This is a genomic window from Exiguobacterium sp. s181 (assembly GCF_018617125.1).
GTDB classification, from domain to species: domain Bacteria; phylum Bacillota; class Bacilli; order Exiguobacteriales; family Exiguobacteriaceae; genus Exiguobacterium; species Exiguobacterium profundum.
Genome location: NZ_JACSJM010000002.1, coordinates 721,286 through 738,153 on the forward strand (window position 1 = coordinate 721,286; position 16,868 = coordinate 738,153).

Annotated in this window: 18 protein-coding genes; 16 read left to right on the forward strand and 2 right to left on the reverse strand. The window is 44.8% G+C overall.

Annotation, left to right across the window (positions count from 1 at the left end):
- Positions 1 to 84: 84 nt before the first annotated feature.
- The 14 genes from KNO70_RS10165 to nhaC all read left to right on the forward strand — a co-directional run bounded on the left by KNO70_RS10165 (position 85) and on the right by nhaC (position 12,895).
- Complete coding sequence (locus tag KNO70_RS10165) at positions 85 to 732, forward strand: 50S ribosomal protein L25/general stress protein Ctc (protein ID WP_214684403.1); 648 nt, start codon at positions 85 to 87, stop codon at positions 730 to 732.
- A 497-nt stretch (positions 733 to 1,229) separates the two neighbouring features.
- Positions 1,230 to 1,688, forward strand: a complete 459-nt coding sequence (locus KNO70_RS10170) for a hypothetical protein (protein WP_214684402.1) — start codon at positions 1,230 to 1,232, stop codon at positions 1,686 to 1,688.
- A 160-nt stretch (positions 1,689 to 1,848) separates the two neighbouring features.
- Positions 1,849 to 2,133, forward strand: a complete 285-nt coding sequence (locus KNO70_RS10175) for a barstar family protein (RefSeq protein WP_214684400.1) — start codon at positions 1,849 to 1,851, stop codon at positions 2,131 to 2,133.
- A 169-nt stretch (positions 2,134 to 2,302) separates the two neighbouring features.
- A complete protein-coding gene (locus KNO70_RS10180) occupies positions 2,303 to 2,932 on the forward strand; it encodes a hypothetical protein (protein WP_214812455.1) in 630 nt (209 codons plus the stop codon).
- 310 nt (positions 2,933 to 3,242) lie between these two features.
- Positions 3,243 to 3,608: a hypothetical protein gene (locus tag KNO70_RS10185; RefSeq protein ID WP_214731364.1), complete on the forward strand. Its 366-nt coding sequence runs from the start codon at positions 3,243 to 3,245 to the stop codon at positions 3,606 to 3,608.
- Positions 3,609 to 3,741: 133 nt separating this feature from the next.
- Positions 3,742 to 3,954, forward strand: a complete 213-nt coding sequence (locus KNO70_RS10190; protein ID WP_143404758.1) for a hypothetical protein — start codon at positions 3,742 to 3,744, stop codon at positions 3,952 to 3,954.
- 316 nt (positions 3,955 to 4,270) lie between these two features.
- The gene (locus KNO70_RS10195; protein WP_041918029.1) at positions 4,271 to 5,101 is read left to right on the forward strand and encodes a formate/nitrite transporter family protein; all 831 of its coding nucleotides are present in this window, start codon (positions 4,271 to 4,273) and stop codon (positions 5,099 to 5,101) included.
- Between the two features lie 191 nt (positions 5,102 to 5,292).
- Positions 5,293 to 7,143, forward strand: coding sequence for an anaerobic ribonucleoside triphosphate reductase (locus KNO70_RS10200; protein ID WP_214731366.1), 1,851 nt, complete (start codon positions 5,293 to 5,295; stop codon positions 7,141 to 7,143).
- Entirely contained in the window at positions 7,121 to 7,576 is a 456-nt protein-coding gene (gene nrdG / locus KNO70_RS10205; protein WP_074037124.1) for an anaerobic ribonucleoside-triphosphate reductase activating protein, read from the forward strand. Before KNO70_RS10200 ends, nrdG begins: the two co-directional genes overlap by 23 nt.
- 54 nt (positions 7,577 to 7,630) lie before the next feature.
- Complete coding sequence (locus tag KNO70_RS10210) at positions 7,631 to 8,449, forward strand: fumarylacetoacetate hydrolase family protein (protein ID WP_214731368.1); 819 nt, start codon at positions 7,631 to 7,633, stop codon at positions 8,447 to 8,449.
- 111 nt (positions 8,450 to 8,560) lie between these two features.
- Positions 8,561 to 9,826 (forward strand): S1C family serine protease, encoded by a 1,266-nt coding sequence (locus KNO70_RS10215; protein WP_214731370.1) that lies wholly within the window; start codon positions 8,561 to 8,563, stop codon positions 9,824 to 9,826.
- Between the two features lie 56 nt (positions 9,827 to 9,882).
- Positions 9,883 to 10,227 carry a DoxX family protein gene (locus KNO70_RS10220; protein ID WP_078146805.1) on the forward strand — a complete coding sequence of 115 codons (345 nt, stop codon included), beginning with the start codon at positions 9,883 to 9,885 and terminating at the stop codon, positions 10,225 to 10,227.
- Between the two features lie 16 nt (positions 10,228 to 10,243).
- Positions 10,244 to 11,332, forward strand: coding sequence for an amidohydrolase (locus KNO70_RS10225; RefSeq protein ID WP_078146806.1), 1,089 nt, complete (start codon positions 10,244 to 10,246; stop codon positions 11,330 to 11,332).
- A gap of 162 nt (positions 11,333 to 11,494) precedes the next feature.
- The gene (gene nhaC, locus KNO70_RS10230) at positions 11,495 to 12,895 is read left to right on the forward strand and encodes a Na+/H+ antiporter NhaC (RefSeq protein WP_371816102.1); all 1,401 of its coding nucleotides are present in this window, start codon (positions 11,495 to 11,497) and stop codon (positions 12,893 to 12,895) included.
- Between the two features lie 15 nt (positions 12,896 to 12,910).
- Here nhaC and KNO70_RS10235 read toward each other — a convergent pair whose 3' ends face one another.
- Positions 12,911 to 14,110 (reverse strand): hypothetical protein, encoded by a 1,200-nt coding sequence (locus KNO70_RS10235; RefSeq protein WP_078146808.1) that lies wholly within the window; start codon positions 14,108 to 14,110, stop codon positions 12,911 to 12,913.
- 79 nt (positions 14,111 to 14,189) lie between these two features.
- On the opposite strand from KNO70_RS10235, the gene KNO70_RS10240 reads away from it, so the two are divergent.
- A complete protein-coding gene (locus KNO70_RS10240) occupies positions 14,190 to 15,320 on the forward strand; it encodes a mandelate racemase/muconate lactonizing enzyme family protein (RefSeq protein WP_078146809.1) in 1,131 nt (376 codons plus the stop codon).
- Complete coding sequence (locus tag KNO70_RS10245; protein WP_078146810.1) at positions 15,307 to 15,978, forward strand: hypothetical protein; 672 nt, start codon at positions 15,307 to 15,309, stop codon at positions 15,976 to 15,978. The genes KNO70_RS10240 and KNO70_RS10245 overlap by 14 nt, the downstream gene beginning before the upstream one ends.
- 31 nt (positions 15,979 to 16,009) lie before the next feature.
- Here the strand turns inward: KNO70_RS10245 and KNO70_RS10250 are convergent, their stop codons facing one another.
- On the reverse strand, positions 16,010 to 16,759 hold the full coding sequence (locus KNO70_RS10250; protein WP_078146811.1) for a GDSL-type esterase/lipase family protein: 750 nt from the start codon (positions 16,757 to 16,759) through the stop codon (positions 16,010 to 16,012).
- Positions 16,760 to 16,868 lie beyond the last annotated feature (109 nt).

A 16,868-nucleotide genomic window follows, 5' to 3' on the forward strand; every position in this document is an offset into this window, starting at 1 on the left:
CATCGAGGTTGAGAGGTGGCTTTTTCACTGCCTCACCCTCAAGATGTCGACATGAAATGTATATCCATGTAGGAGGAAAAGAAAATGACGAACAAACTTCAAGTATCAAAACGAGAATTACGCCCACGATCACTACGCACGAAGTTGCGTAACGAAGGAAAAGCGTTAGGCGTCGTCTACGGCTACAAAGTAGACAGCACACCAATCGTGTTTGACGAGATGGACCTTCGTAAAATTCTCCGAGACCATGGTGACAATGCCTTGATTGAACTCCATTACGATGGAAATAAAATCAATACGCTCGTGCACGGATCAGAAACGGACCCGTTCACAAACTTCTATCAGCACGTCGAATTCATGGCCGTGAAGATGGATGAAGAGACAGAAGTTGAAGCGGATATCGTCCTTGTTGGCGACGCGAAAGGCGTCAAAGAAGGCGGATATCTCGCCCAGTCACTTTATAAAGTGACGGTCGCTGCGACACCTGCCAACATCCCAGAACGCATCGAACTCGATGTCTCAGAGCTTGGAATCGGTGATTCGGTGACGGTAGCAGATCTTCCAGAAGACAAATCGTACACGATTGTCTCGGAACCAGATATGCACATCGCCTCTGTGAATGAGCCGGTTGCAGAAGTTGAAGAGGAAGAATCAGAAGAAGGTTCAACTGAAGAAGAAGCTTCTGAAGGATCTTCTGAAGAAACAGAAGAATCGACTGAGGATAAAGAATAAGCAATTCGATTAAATCAGAGGAGCATCGTCCCTAGATGGGGCGATGCTCCTTTGTTTATTAATCAACATTTTTTTTACGAACATTTTTAGAAATGTTGCAATATAGAAAAGTTTATCAAAATGGTGAGAATGTTATGGCTACCTTTTACTTATACATGGAATAAACAAGGCACTTAAAACTTAGATAAGTTGAATCGAAAGGGCTCATAATGTTAGGTGAAGGAATTTGTGATAATTTGAGAGAAAAACAAATTGAGGTATCTTTAGACTCGATTATAATCATCTCAGGTGTCTTAAAGGCTATTCAGTTGATTGTGGTCTGGTTACTAATAGAGGCGCCACGATTCTATATGAGTTCTTTCGTACCTTATTTCGATTTATGTCTGCTATCGGGGGTATGACTTTGTTGTTAGATTTCTTCTCGACGAGTAGGGATTTAGAAAGAATCAATCGGAAAAAGACAGATAGAATAGTTGAACTTGAGAAAGGGGATTATAATGTTTTCTAACGATTTAATTAAAGAATTTATAGAATTTCGAGAAGTTAATGGAGAAGAGTTTACTTGGTGGAGTTTCGTAAATTACAAATATAGTATTGAAGACGCTCTTTCTTTTTTAAAATTTTTCAATCCAGAAATAATCTGTCATGAGAACTGTTATTTTTTTAAAGACAGTTTATCTCTTAGTTCATATAAAGGTTGGAAAGAAGAATTTGGAGCAGATTTGTCTTCCATTGAAAAGATGGTAAATTTGTACGAGCCTAAAGATTTCTTCATTATTAATAAGAAAAATGATGTCGATAGTTATAGTCAAAATAATCAAATTGAAGCTTTTGCAGAGACTCTTTGTCAGCAATGGAAAATTAGCTTGAAAGAGAGGTATAATAATATTCCTTTCCAAGTCCAATTGATTCGAGATGATGGAGACTTATACATCACAATGTTCGTATTGCGATGAGTGTGTTTAATTGATTTATGACTGAGAATGTTGAGTGATAATAAGTATTGGCATAAATATTAGACACGAAAAACTCATTGGAACTTATTAAATGAATTTTTTTCATAACTTAATGCATCTTAGATGATTAATAAGATAAATGCTGGAGATGAGACAATATATGTCGCATTTATATATCGATTTAAGTAACATTACTTCTTCATCGGAACTACATCAGATATTAAAAGAAAGTCTTCATCTTCCTGATCATTACGGCGAAAATTGGGATGCCTTTTGGGATGTCATTACTGATGTGGATTATATAACTTTTCCTGATCAAATCACTTTCATAGGATATTCTTTGCTTGAAACGAAATTAAGTGAGGATGCTAAGTGTTTAAAAATGTGTTTAGAAGAGTATAACGAAGAACATTATGTTTCACATTGTCATTTTGTTTTCTTGTAATCTAATTTGCTTACTAATATATAAAGCAAGTCTATAAGAGAGTAACCATTTCACAATCACTAATTTTTCAATATAACTTTTATAGTCCCCGACCATCATAAAAATTAATAGAAAAAACAGCTGATTTAAATTACAAGGTCTTTAAACTGAAAACTCAAAGGTGATCGCTATGCAAGAGCTTACAATTATTGAAAGGAAGCGTCTATTAGAGCAGATTGAAGATAATTTAGATAATTATTTCATTATAGGTGAAATTAAAAAGGTTTATGAGATCACTAGTTATGATGATTTAACTATTATCGATAACCAAAAAGCTTTAATTGATTTTTTGGTTTACCAAAACGTATATCCAATAGTCATAACATTTATATTATCTAAAAATATAAGTCAGGATAATGAGATGGTTGAAAAAATGGATTCAAGGAAAATTAAATATTCTATGAACTATTGCTCTGGGGATGAGAATTCTATTTATTACTGCAATGCAAAAATAGAAAACGAAAAAGATTTAAGGTTTTTGATTAACGAAACGTACTGGATGTCTGCTCAAAATGGGTTTTATAACATTATCTTTAAAGATAAATTGAATTTCACTTTAAAGAAATATGGTAAGTGGCTGTTCTCTAGAACTCAATTTGTACCTTTAATTGATATGAGTATACCAACTTCTTTTATTAAAATAGATGGAGATGGACTTGGGTTTATTTTGTTTTCTAATGAAAAAAAATATAAATCTATTGAAGAATTAACAAAGAATTTACCTCAAAAATTTTACATAGATTATTTAAACGAAAAATGAATTATGAGGGCCTCAGTTTGAGCATGTTTTAACGCATAGTCGAGTTACATAGATACTATGAAAAATGATATGTATGATGAGGTTTGGGGGTCTACTCATGATGACTCTTTGTTAGAATTATATAAACTGATAATAGCGGGTTTATCGATGTGAGAAATACAGTCCGTAGAGTTAGAATAAGAGTAAATTTAGCCAGATCATATAGCTTTGTATCATGATGTTCATTTATACAATCAAAATTATTAAAACCATTTAAAACTTGTGAAGCCACGTAGTTAAGCAGCACATATTCCATACAGAAGGTGAAAAAATGAAAGCTCAGGAAATATTAAGAGAAATCGAAAAAATATACTACTGGGATGCGCGCGTTTTAGGATTCGATTGCCGTTATTTTGGAGATGAAGTTTTACTAATAATCGAAGAAGAAAATGAAAATTATCACCATCAGATTGAATTTTTAGGTTGTATAAAAGTAGACATATCTGCTCCACTCGACGATCGAATAGTGCCTGTAAGAGAATTAAGCAGATTACAGCTCCCCTATTTTATGCATGATGTTAGTATAACAAGCTATGTACTTGAAGAAACAGAGGTATTTGTATGTAATTTGCTTTTCCCTCCAGCAAGCGCTGAAATTCATTTCACTAAGATAAGAATCGGAAAGGAATATCACTGATAAAATTTACAATGTCTGAATTGCAATAGTCGACCAAGAGACAGTTAATATATATTTATTGAACTATCATAAAATGTAGTGATTACAGAAGAACATTACAATGCAATTCATAAAATTGAGTGAGGTGTATTATATGTCATACAAATCGATACAATCGCTTTTACCTGTTAAAGAAAAGGCAATCCTGCTGGATCAGGTCGAAGGATTGAATAGATATCTTTGTATTCTACCGAACGATGAATTAGAAAGTCAGTTTGGAGATTTAGAAGAGTTCACAAAACAAGACTTTGCAGTCGTGGGTTATGAAGATGTGCTAGGAGATTTTGTAGGAGTGGACAACTTTTGATTGTTAATCATGAAACGCTTCATGTAGAGTAAAGATTAAAATTAACATTTGATGAACTCATGAAAAAGAATTATTCCCTTATCTGAACGATTGGTTTCATAAACTTTGTCTTATTATTCTCCCGAAAATAGGGAGAATTTTTCTTTGTCACAAATCCGCCATATGTAAACGATTACGATGTGAACACTCTGTCAATTCATGCAAGACAGGATTGCCAACAGAGACTGTACAGTTTATATTGTTAATGATTTCACATATTCGAACTGATACTTTCCTATTTAATTATTCAGAAAGAAGGGTTTGTGACATGGCATCAATGGAAATCCATGCACTCGAATCATTACGGAAAAAAGCACAGGCTTCCTCGCAAATGATTCATTATCGTCCAATGGAATACTTTTTACGGGCAATGTTAGCCGGGATCTTTATCGGCTTTGCCTCAATCTTCACGTTGAAAGTCGTCAACGGTATGTATTTAGCGGAATCTCCGTTCACGACACTCATCGGAGGCTTCTCGTTCGGGATCGCGCTCGTCATGATCATCTATGGGGGAGCTGAGTTGTTCACGGGAAATACGATGTATTTCACAACGTCGACGCTTCGTGGTTATACGACGCTCAGCGACACGATGCTCGTCTGGTTGCTCTGCTTCGTCGGGAACGCACTCGGGGGAATCCTATTCGCCTTACTACTTGCACCGACTGGCGTCATCCAAGAACTCGGGATGAACAACTGGTTGTTCTCCGTTGTTGAGAGTAAAATGCATCATACGACGGTTGAAATTTTCTTCCGCGCCATCTTCTGTAACTGGATGGTCTGTCTCGCTATTTTCTTACCGAAACAAATGAAAAATGAGTTCGCTCAAATCTTCTCGATGATTTTCCTTGTCGCGGTCTTCTTCGCTTCAGGATTCGACCACGTCATCGCCAACTTCGTCTTGTTCGCCTTGACGCTCGTCGTCCCACACCCTGAGACGATCAGCATGGCAGGTGCGATTCATAACTTGATTCCTGCGACGTTCGGTAACATCATCGGTGGAGCGCTCTTCATGGGAGCCATCTATACGTGGTTGAACTCGAAAGGTCTCCGTGAAGCACAAGAATTAGAAGAAGAAGTCGAATTAAAAGTTGTAAAAGCGGTTAAATAAATGATGTTTGTCACATATAACGTAGAGCCTTGTCTTACCGAAGACGAGGCTCTTTTTTATCGTATGATCACACGTAAACTGTCACAATATCGACTCGTGACCATCGAGAAAAACACATGCCATAATCTATATATAGGATTCTTAAAACGAATATGAATGTTTTGAATCCATATATAGTGAGGTGATGCGTTTTGAAATTACTGCAGTTGTATGAGGACGTCTGCGTCTTACCAGACCAAGACTTGGTACAAGAGAATGCGAATGTGGACGGGAAATCCCCACTCGGAAAACTAGCACGACTCTCTTCAGAAGTGTCGAAAGAACTATCGCAGACGTATTTGATGTCGGAACGGTCAAAACAAGCCGTCACTGATAACTTTTTATACGTGCACGATGCCGACTATTACATCACAGGCTCGACGACATGTTGTCAAATTCCACTCGGTCAATTGTTGAAAGACGGCTTCCATACGGGACATGGGACGATCCGGTCGCCAAAGGACATTCGCTCTGCCATGGCACTCGCGTCGATCATCCTTCAAGCGAATCAAAACATGCAGCATGGGGGGCAGGCCTTCCCAATGTTTGACGTCGACTTGGCACCGTATGTCGAGAAGACATATGAGCGTCAACTGAGCCGACTTCAATCCTTACCCGTTGACTGGGAAGAAACGCAATTGGAGACACTCGCGGAAGAAGAGACGATTTCGGCGACGTATCAGGCGTGTGAGGCGTTCATCCACAATGCGAACTCGATGCACTCACGAGGGGGCGGGCAAGTGCCTTTCGTTTCGATCAATTATGGAACGGACACATCAAAGTGGGGACGTATCCTCATTCGAGAGTTACTTCGTGCCACGGAACGTGGGTTAGGGAACGGAGAGACTCCGATTTTTCCGATTCAAATCTTTAAAGTGAAGGAAGGAATCAACTTTCGGGAGGACGATCCGAACGTCGATCTTTTCCGTGAAGCGTGTCGGGTCACAGGCAAACGGTTATTTCCGAACTTCTCATTCATCGATGCCCCGTTCAATGCCGCTTACTATGATGGGACACATGAATCTGAAGTGGCGTACATGGGTTGTCGCACTCGGGTCATGGGAAACCGACACGGAGAAGAGACGTCGATCGGTCGTGGCAATCTTTCCTTTTCCACACTCAACTTGGTGAAGATGGCACTGATCTCGGAGTCGATCTCGGATTTTTACCGCATTCTCAACCGCTATGTCGACATCGGGATCGAACAGTTGATTGAGCGTTTCGAGTATCAATGTACGCGTCGCGCTGAAGAATTCCGTTTCCTCTACACACAAGGGGTCTGGCGTGGAAGTGAGCAGTTACATATTCATGATGAAGTCCGAGATGTGCTGAAACAAGGAACGCTCTCACTCGGGTTCATCGGACTCGCTGAAACGTTGAAGGTGTTGACGGGAGGTACACATGCTGAGTCGCGTGAAGCGGAACGACTCGGTCTCGATATCGTCACGCACTTGGCCAATCGCATGCGTGCGGCAGCCGAAACGTACGACTTGAATTTTTCGTTGCTCGCGACACCGGCAGAAGGATTGTCAGGTAAATTTGTGACGCGAGACCAGGAAACGTTTGGGATGATTGAAGGTGTCACTAATCGTGCCTTTTATACAAATTCATTCCACGTGCCGGTCTATCAGTCTGTATCAATTCGTGAGAAAATCCGAATCGAGGCACCGTATCACACATTGTGTGACGCGGGACATATTTCATATGTCGAAGTCGATGGGTCACTTGCCCACAATGCGGAAGCGGTGGAATCGATTGTCCGCTTGATGCGACAGCATGATATCGGCTACGGTTCCATCAATCATCCGGTCGATCGTTGCGGAAATTGTGGGTTAGAAGGACTGATTGACGATGCCTGTCCGACGTGTGGCGAGGATACAAACATTGAACGAATCCGCCGCATCACCGGTTATTTGGTCGGGACGATGAACCGTTGGAATACGGCGAAGCGAGAAGAAGAGCGGGCGAGGGTGAAACATGATGCGCATTCTATCCGTCGTTGAAGAATCCGTCGTTGACGGACCGGGGATTCGGACGGTCATCTTTACTGCTGGCTGTCCGCATCACTGTAAAGGGTGTCACAATCCTTCCTCGTGGAATCCAACCGGGGGTGAGGATGTCGAAGTAGAGGAACTTGTTCAGCGCGTCAAGCTCAGTGGTTGGGACGGGGTGACCATTTCTGGAGGCGAACCGTTTCTTCAATCGTCAGCGTTAGCAAAACTCGTCACGGCATGTAAGTCGCTCGGTAAAAATGTGTGGGTGTATACGGGTTATACGCTCGAACAGTTGGAAGCGATGCATGACGAAGCGATTCAAACCGTGTTGGACTACGCCGATGTGCTCGTCGACGGTCGTTACGAGCAGTCGCTACGAGATATGGGACTTCGTTTTCGAGGATCGAGTAATCAACGAATCATCTTTTTGAATAAAGTATAATCGAGGCAGAGATGTCTCGATTTTTTGTATAATGATGAAAAAGGGGGAGTTTTAATGAAATGGTGTAGTTTTGAGATGCAGGAAGAGCAACGAGTGGGGATTGTCAAAGGCGATTTCGTCTACGATGTCAGCAATCAAGTACATACGACAAATTTATTAGAAGTGATCGCGCGTGAGTTCGAACCAGATATCGATTTGGACGTGGCGCCCTCATACCGAATGACGGATGTGAAACTACTCGCCCCGTACCGTCCATTGAAAAACGTGATTTGTATCGGCAAAAACTACGAAGAACACGTGAAAGAGATGGATACAGCAGGAGCAGGGAAACTCGTCATCTTCACGAAAGCACCGACCTCGGTCGTCGGTCCGGAAGCGGTCATTGAGCGTCATCCTGAATTGACGGAAAAACTTGACTATGAAGGTGAGCTCGCCGTCATCATCGGCAAGTCTGGACGAGACATCGAAGCGGTCGAGGAGCACATTTTCGGTTACACCATTCTAAACGATGTGACGGCTCGAGACGTGCAAAAAGAACATGTCCAATTCTTCCGTGGCAAGTCGTTCGATACGTTTTGTCCGATGGGACCGTTCGTCGTCACAGCGGACGAGCTCCAGTTCCCTCTCCAAATCAAAACAAGTGTCAATGGGGAGACGCGTCAAGATGGGACGACAGCCGATATGATTCGTCCGATTGATGAACTCATTCGTACACTGTCGAAAGGCATGACGCTCGAAGCGGGTGACATCATCGCGACAGGTACACCAGCCGGAGTTGGGCACGGGATGACGCCACCGACGTATCTACAAACGGGAGACACGGTCGAAGTGACGATTGAAGGTCTCGGTACATTAAGAAATGTGATTGTCTGAATGAAATGACGTAAAATGTGAAGAATCTTGTAATTCATTTATTATTTTATAAATGAGTGTTCCTCTTCGTTATAGTAAGGGTAGAAGATAACACAGAGGAGATGAATCATTATGGATCGTCACGATCAATCAAATGAACACGATCAATTACATGAATCAGAGCAACAAAAAGATTGGTTAGATACAGAACTCGGTTCATCCAACCGAAAAGAGACAAAAGTACGAACACAATCAAAACCGTCATTCGTCAGCAGTATGTTCCCGGGACTTGTCGGTGGAGTCATCGGAGCGTTGTTGACGGGCGCAATCGCATATCCGTTCATCGACCAACCCGCGACGAGTGTGAGTGACACAAACGTGACCTCGCAAGGGACTCCGGTCCAAACGTCATCGAACGTATCCGATTCTTCGGTCACAAATGCCGTCGCGACCGCTCAACCGGCCGTCGTGACTGTAAACAACTTCGCCCAAAGCGGATTCTCGAGTGAGGCGGTCGAGGCTGGAGTCGGATCAGGTGTCATCTATAAAAAAGAAGGTGACTCGGCATTTATCGCGACGAACCATCACGTTGTCAACGGAGCGGACAAGCTGACGGTCACCTTTAATGACGGAACGACTGCGGAAGCGACACTCATGGGAAGTGACGCGACGTATGACTTGGCCGTCTTGAAAGTGGACGCTGACAAAGTACCGGCCGTCATCTCAATCGGCAAATCGAGCGAGTTGAAACCGGGTCAAACGGTCATCGCCATCGGGAATCCGCTTGGACAATTCGAGAACTCCGTGACACGCGGTGTCGTCTCATCGACGTCACGCCTCGTACCCGTCGATACGGATGAGAACGGACAGGCCGACTTCAATGCCGAGGTCATTCAAACGGATGCGGCCATCAACCCAGGTAACTCAGGTGGTGCGTTAATCAACGAAGAAGGACAACTCGTCGGAATCAACTCGATGAAAATTGCGACAGCAGAAGTCGAGGGAGTCGGATTCTCAATCCCAGTCGACATCGCCCTTCCGCTCATCAATCAAATCGAACAGACGGGAGAAGTGAATCATCCGTCACTCGGCGTCTCACTTCGTGACGTATCAGAGTTCCCTCAAGGTTACTTGACGGAACAAATCAACTTGCCTGAATCGGTGACGGCGGGAACAATCATCGTGGAAGTGCAACAAAATAGTTCAGCTGCGAAAGCGGGTCTTAAGGCACGTGACGTCATCGTGAAAATCAATGACAAAGACGTCAGCTCGTTCATCGACCTCCGTAGTGAATTGATTCGCGATACGGACGGAACGGTCGACATCGAATATATCCGGGACGGAAAAACGGAGACGGTTCAAGTCGAGATTCAAAATGCGAACGGTTCTGCATTGTAAAAGGTGGGCAATATGCCCGCCTTTTTTGCTATGCTTATACAAAAGGAGGATGAGTTATGGTACGAAATTTATATGGGGTGTTACTATTCGGGGCAGGAATTTTACATTTTGTAAGAGAGAAGGCGTTCATGTCGATTATTCCGAAATCTTGGCCGTTCCGCCGACTGATGGTGCAACTAAGCGGAGTCGTTGAAGTCGTGTTCGGGGCGATGCTCTTACTCAACAAGGGAACATCGTTCGTGAAACGGACGCTACCGGCATTCTTTATCGCCGTCTTCCCGGCAAATATCAACATGGCCGTCAAGCCATCTAGAATCGGTGGGAAGGTCATTCCGAAATGGATTACATGGGGACGACTCCCGCTTCAATGGGTTTTGATCAAAGGTGTCAAAAAAATATAAAGGTGTGGAGATACATATGACAAGCGTACTCAAGTGGTTTGAGCATTTCCATGCTCATCCAGAAATCAGTTGGAAAGAAGTCGAGACGACTCGAACAATCGCATCCATCTTATCAGACTGGTCGATTCCCCATCGAACGTTTGAGGACGTGACCGGAGTAATCGCGGAGATTGGATCGGGAGAAGAAGTGATTGCGGTCCGCGCCGATATCGACGCGTTATGGCAACAAGTGGACGGTACGTTTCGAGCGAACCATTCATGTGGGCACGACGCGAACATCAGCATGGTACTCGGTGCGCTCGAACAGTTGAAAGACGAAACGTTACAAAAGCGAATCCGTTTCATCTTCCAACCTGCCGAAGAGCAAGGGAATGGTTCGCTCGCCATGATCGAACGAGGGGCGTTAGAGGACGTGACGCAACTATTCGGAATCCATTTACGTCCACAAGAAGAGTTGAAAAGGGGACAATATGCGGCGGCGATTCAACATGGTGCTGCCTTCTTCTTAAAGGGAGAGGTCATTGGGGATGATGCGCATGGTGCGAGACCACATCAAGGACAAAACGCACTCGATGTCATCTTCACGATTCAACACATGCTTAAAAGCATTTACTTGTCACCGTTTGAGCCGCACTCTGTCAAGTTGACGAAGGTACACGCCGGGAGTGACAACATGAACATCATTCCAGGAAATGCGACGTTCTCGATTGACGTCCGTGCCCAACAAAATGAAGAATTGCTCGAACTGCGCAATCGTGTCGAAGACATGTTACTCCAGGTCGGCCAGCTTCATCGTGTGAAACTTGAATGGGAGTGGCAAGACTTTACACCGGGAGCCGTCGTTGGGGAAGAGTCTAGCCAAATCGCCAAGCGAGCGATTGAGAAACGCTTCGGTGAGTCGGCTCTCGTTGAACGGATCGTCACGTCAGGTAGCGATGATTTTCATTTTTATACCGTCGAGAAACCGTCACTTGATGCAACGATGATTGGCATCGGCGCTGATTTAGGTCCAGGTCTTCATCATCCGCATATGACGTTTGACCGTGACGCGTTAGAAGATGGGGCACGCCTGCTCGCGGATGCGCTCCGGATTGCAGCAACATAAATCAAGATGGGTGGGATAGACAGATGTCTGTCCACTCATTTTTTTATTGCATCCACTCCTTGTAAGCGCTATCATAACGTTATTAGCGACAATATAACGACAATTCTGAATTTTCGCTATAGGGGAGGAAGTTAGATGAAAACAACGGGGAATAAGCAAGACATGAAGTTAGGGTGGGCGCTCTTGCCACTCGGGGTGATGATCGTCGTCATGCTCATCTCGATCGTTAAGCTCGGTCAAGGACCACACATCCCGCTCATCGTCGGAACGGCAGTCGCTTCAATCGTCGCCTGGCGTCACGGGTTCAAGTGGAAAGAGATTGAAGAGATGATGTATAAAGGGATTCGTCTCGCCTTACCGGCAGTCGTCATCATCATTTTGGTCGGGTTGACGATTGGGGCATGGATCGGTGGAGGAATTGTTGCCACGATGATCTATTTCGGACTGAAGATCATCTCACCGGCATACTTTTTGTTAACGATTTGTCTCATCTGTGCGGTCGTCGCGCTCTCAATCGGGAGTTCATGGTCGACGATGGGGACGATTGGAGTAGCGGGGATGGGCATCGGGCTGAGTATGGGGATACCGGCGCCGATGGTAGCGGGGGCGGTCATCTCAGGAGCTTACTTCGGGGATAAGATGTCGCCTTTGTCAGACACGACAAACTTGGCGGCAGGATTAACTCATACGAATTTATTCGTACATATTCGACACATGCTCTATACGACAATTCCAGGACTCATCATTGCACTCGGGGTATACGCATGGCTCGGTAGACGATTTGCAGATTCTTCGACAGACTCGTCTGAAATCACACAGACATTGACGATTTTAGAGGACAGTTTTGTCATCTCACCATGGTTACTCCTCGTTCCACTCGCCGTCATTTTGCTCGTCGCAAAGAAGGTGCCGGCGATTCCAGCACTCGTCGTCGGGATTGCCCTAGGTTTCTTGGCTCAAGTGTTCATTCAAGGCGGAACGCTTGCAGACAGCGTAGGCGCTCTTCAAAGTGGCTATGTCATTGATACGGGTAATGAACTGGTCGATAACCTCTTCAGTAGAGGTGGTCTTGATGCGATGATGTACACGGTCTCGATGACCATCGTCGCGATGACGTTCGGTGGGATTTTAGAATATTCGGGGATGCTACAATCCATTATGAACCAAATTTTGAAGTTGGCGAAAACGGCAGGTTCATTGATCGCTTCAACGATTTTAGCGGGAGTTGCGACGAATGCGACGTGCTCGGAGCAGTACATCTCAATCGTCGTCCCGTCACGCATGTTTGCTGGAGCGTATGAAAAAATGGGATTACAGTCGAAAAACTTATCTCGTGCCCTCGAGGATGGAGGAACGTTGACTTCCGTGTTTATCCCGTGGAACACGTGTGGGGTATTCATCCTCGGCACACTCGGGGTCGGAGCATTCGAATATGCACCGTATGCCGTCTTGAACTTCATTGTACCGGTCATTTCGATTGTATATGCCTTCACGGGATATACGATTGAGCGCATCGCGGTCATTCAACAGGAAGAACCTGTCGCGGAACAAGCGGCTCAATAAAACGATTCCCGGTCGTCAATCGACCGGGAATTGAAATTTATAGACGGTGCGCGGACGACCTTGGCTGTAGCTCATCTCTTCGCCAATCGGATGAACGAGTTTTGCATCAACCAATTTTTTGATGAGTCGCTCTGTCGTGCGACGTGTCACATTCAAATGGTCGGTCAACTCTTTCGCTGTAAACTCGAGATGGTCCATTGAAAAATGAATGAGCTTTTCGATATTGGTCGGACTCATACCCGTCTGTTTCATCATGTCATAGACACGCGTTTGCGTGACGCGGAAATGAATCGGTGCCGGTTGGTCGGTGAACGTCATTCGTTTTGAATCGTCGACGATGCGTATAGCGGCATTGTTTGTCGTATGAAGGGCAAGTTCGGCATGCTCAACGGCGCGTTGATAATCGGACCCATACCCGATCCCTACATGACCAGAAATGTTCTCTGACAAGATGGAACCGTTTGACATGGCGGAGTCAATCTTTCCTTTACTCGATAATAGGACGATACCGTCTTGAGTGGTCTCCATCAATTTACCACCGAAATAATGATGTGTTGTCACATGGTTGAGCGTATCTTCACTGGCATCCGAGTAGAAGAGCACGGCGAGTTGTGACTGGTCTGATTTGTTCAATCGAATCTGTTGAATAAAATCATGGAAGTGGTGGAAAATTCTCTCTTCTGGCTCAATCATGAGCTGACTAGCAAAACCATTTTCCACTAAGTGTCGATGGACTCGTTCGACACTTGTCAAGGCGAATCGAGTCGTCCCAGTTCGTTGAAGTTGCTCATGAAACGAAATCAACTCTTCGAAATTCATATACGGACTAAGTTCTTTCACTTGCGGTGGCGACATGTGGCTTGGAAACGATGCTAAAATTGATTCAAGTCGTGACGCATCAACGAGATCGATGGAGAGCTCTTCGATTCGGAGCTGTTGTGTCAATGTCACGTATAAAAGTGACGTCAATAACACGACATCATCTTGAACGACGTGATGGGCAAATGGAAGGTTCGCTTCCTCCATCGCATACGTATAAGGGAATGAACCGGAGAAGAACACTCCGTCAAAAAATAGGAGTTTTGTAGCGATGTCTTTCGCTTCTCGCGGGTCATCATAAGGAAATCCCTCGATTCGAACATCGGGTAAGGAAGAACCGTTCTGTACCTGCTGTAAAAACGATGGTGAGCCGACAACGGCGATATGGATGGACATGTAAAATCCCCCTTGCAATTTAGCGACTATATAACGACAATATAGAGGAAAGGACAGTTGAAGTAAAGGAGTGATGAACATGAATATTCAAAAAATAGAAATTTTCTCGGTTCGCTTTCCATTAAAGGTACCATTCATCGTCAGTTATCACCGTTATGATGATATGCCTTCTGTCATCGTCAAAATGACAACCGCATGTGGACTTGTCGGTTATGGAGAAGCCGTGGCGGATGAGCATGTGACGGGTGAGTCCGCTGAGAGCACGGTCAGTGTACTCCGTCATCTATTGGCTCCGCTCTTAATCGGAAAAAATCCGATGCACCTAGAGCATATTCATGACGAGATGGACCGTGCGATTCGTGGTGTTCCGGCTGCCAAAGCAGCACTTGACATCGCGTGTCATGATGTGATCGGGAAAAAGCTGAATCAACCAATCTACGAATGGATTGGCGGTCGGTACCATGAGTCATTCCCAGTCACGCACGTCTTGAGTATCGGAGAGCCGAACCATATGGCACAAGAGGCACTCGAACAAATGAAACGAGGTTATACGGCAGTGAAGATGAAGGTCGGAGTCGATGTGCAAACGGACGTGGCGCGTGTCAAAGCGGTACGGGAAGCGGTAGGAAATGACGTGCCGATTCGAGTCGACGTTAACCAGGGATGGATCAACGCGGCCAATACGGTTCAAGCCATGCGTCTACTCGAACCGTATGGCATCGATTGGGTCGAACAACCGGTCAAGGCGGATGATTTTGAAGGCATGCTCGAAGTGAAACAAAAAATCTCCGTCCCGCTCATGATGGATGAAGGGTTGAAAGATATTCACGATATGAGACGCTTGACGATGATGCAGGCAGCCCATAAAGCGAACATCAAGCTGATGAAGTGCGGTGGCATCTATCCAGCGAAGAAGTTGGTCCATATGGCGGAGATGTCCGGAATCGAATGCCAGATTGGTTCTATGGTCGAATCCTCCATTGCATCGAGTGCAGGATTCCATGTCGCTTTCTCGAGTAAAATCGTGAAGACGGTCGAGTTGACGGGTCCGCTCCGGTTCGGGAAAGATGTAGGAAACTTATCATATGATTTACCAATCATCTCGCTGAACGATCGTCCGGGACTCGGTATTGACGTCGATGAGGACGTGTTACGTGAATTGACGACGGAATCTTACGTGGTTGGAGATGAGTCGCATGTGGCAAGGTGAGATCAAAGACCTTTCACTTCATGTATGCGTCCTAGGCTTGTCCGATTTACCGGAACTGTTAACCGTTCAAGATACGGTCATTCAGGCGTTGGCTGAACCGGAGCACTATCAATCGTTATCGGTTGAAGAGTTCACGAAACTGTTGACGGATCAGACGTTGATTGGGGCAAAATCAGATGGTCGGATTATCGCGTTCCGAGCGATGCTCATCCCACCGATTGATGCGGAGCATCTAGGGCGAGATATCGGATGGCCGGAGGATTCGCTTGAACGTGTCCTGTATCAGGAAGTGACGAACGTCCATCCAGACTTCCGTGGATATGGACTACAGACACATTTGGGCAAACTACTAATGAAACAAGTTGAATCGGATAACCGTTTCGATGTCGTCTGTGCGACTGTCGCACCGTTCAATATTCCAAGCATGAAAGACAAGTTCACGCTTGGACTCCGAATCGGGGCGTTGAAAGAAAAGTATGGCGGGAAACTCCGCTATATCTTTTACAAAGAGATGCATCGTTCGTGGCATCCCACATCAGTTGCGCAAGATGTACCGATGGAAAATCGTGGGCGACAAGTTGAGTTGCTTCAAGCCGGTTGGGTCGGGACGGGCATGATGAAACAAGGGGAACAGTGGATTGTTCGATATGAGAAGTAAAAAATCCTCGTCAAGCTGACGAGGATTTTGTTTATTCGAGAACGAAGAGTACATCATTCGCGAATTTCTCATACGTACGGTCACTCGGGTGGAACTGATCGGTCGCTAAATCTCTTGATAAGTCAGAGATGTAGGCGAACGGGTCGATCACATCGATATTCTGCGCATTCGCCAATTGTTTCGCTGATGCGTTCCAATCGAGGATGAGCTGATTGAATGCTTGTCCATTCTCATCATTTTGAAACGGATTGTATAGACCGATATACACGATGGTTGCCGAATCGTTGAGTGAACGAATTTCAGTGAAAATCGTTTCTAAATTCGTCTTCGCATCCGTGACCACTTGTTGAATATCGACGGATTCGAAGTTATCGACGTTTTCCCCACGGTTGAACAAATCGTTTCCACCGATGGTCAACGTGATATATCGTGCGTTCTCAATCGTTCGACGCACTTCAGGTTGCTCGAGTTGTGTGAGTAAATCTTCTGTTCGTGCCCCAGACACGGCAAGGTTTTGCGTACGTACGCCTTCTTCTTCAAGAGCAGTGCTGACAGGCTGTACATATCCTGCGCCTGATGTTGACCCGACACCGCGTGTCAACGAATCGCCTAATGCGACGTAGACGTCTCCTTGTGGTTCAGGGCGTTCGTCTTCGGAGACGGAAAGTGTTCGCTCCGGCGGATTGACAATATCCTGATAGCCGATCCATAGACCATATAAGGCGATTCCCGTTAAAAGAACGGCGCCACTTAAAAATGCATACCATTTCGACTGTTTCATGGGCTGACCTCGCTTTCTATATGAACATCATATCAAAAATGTGTGGATGTGCCCTATGTGAATGTTCGAATAGGACAGATTCACTTTTGTCCGATAGAATAAGGAAAGA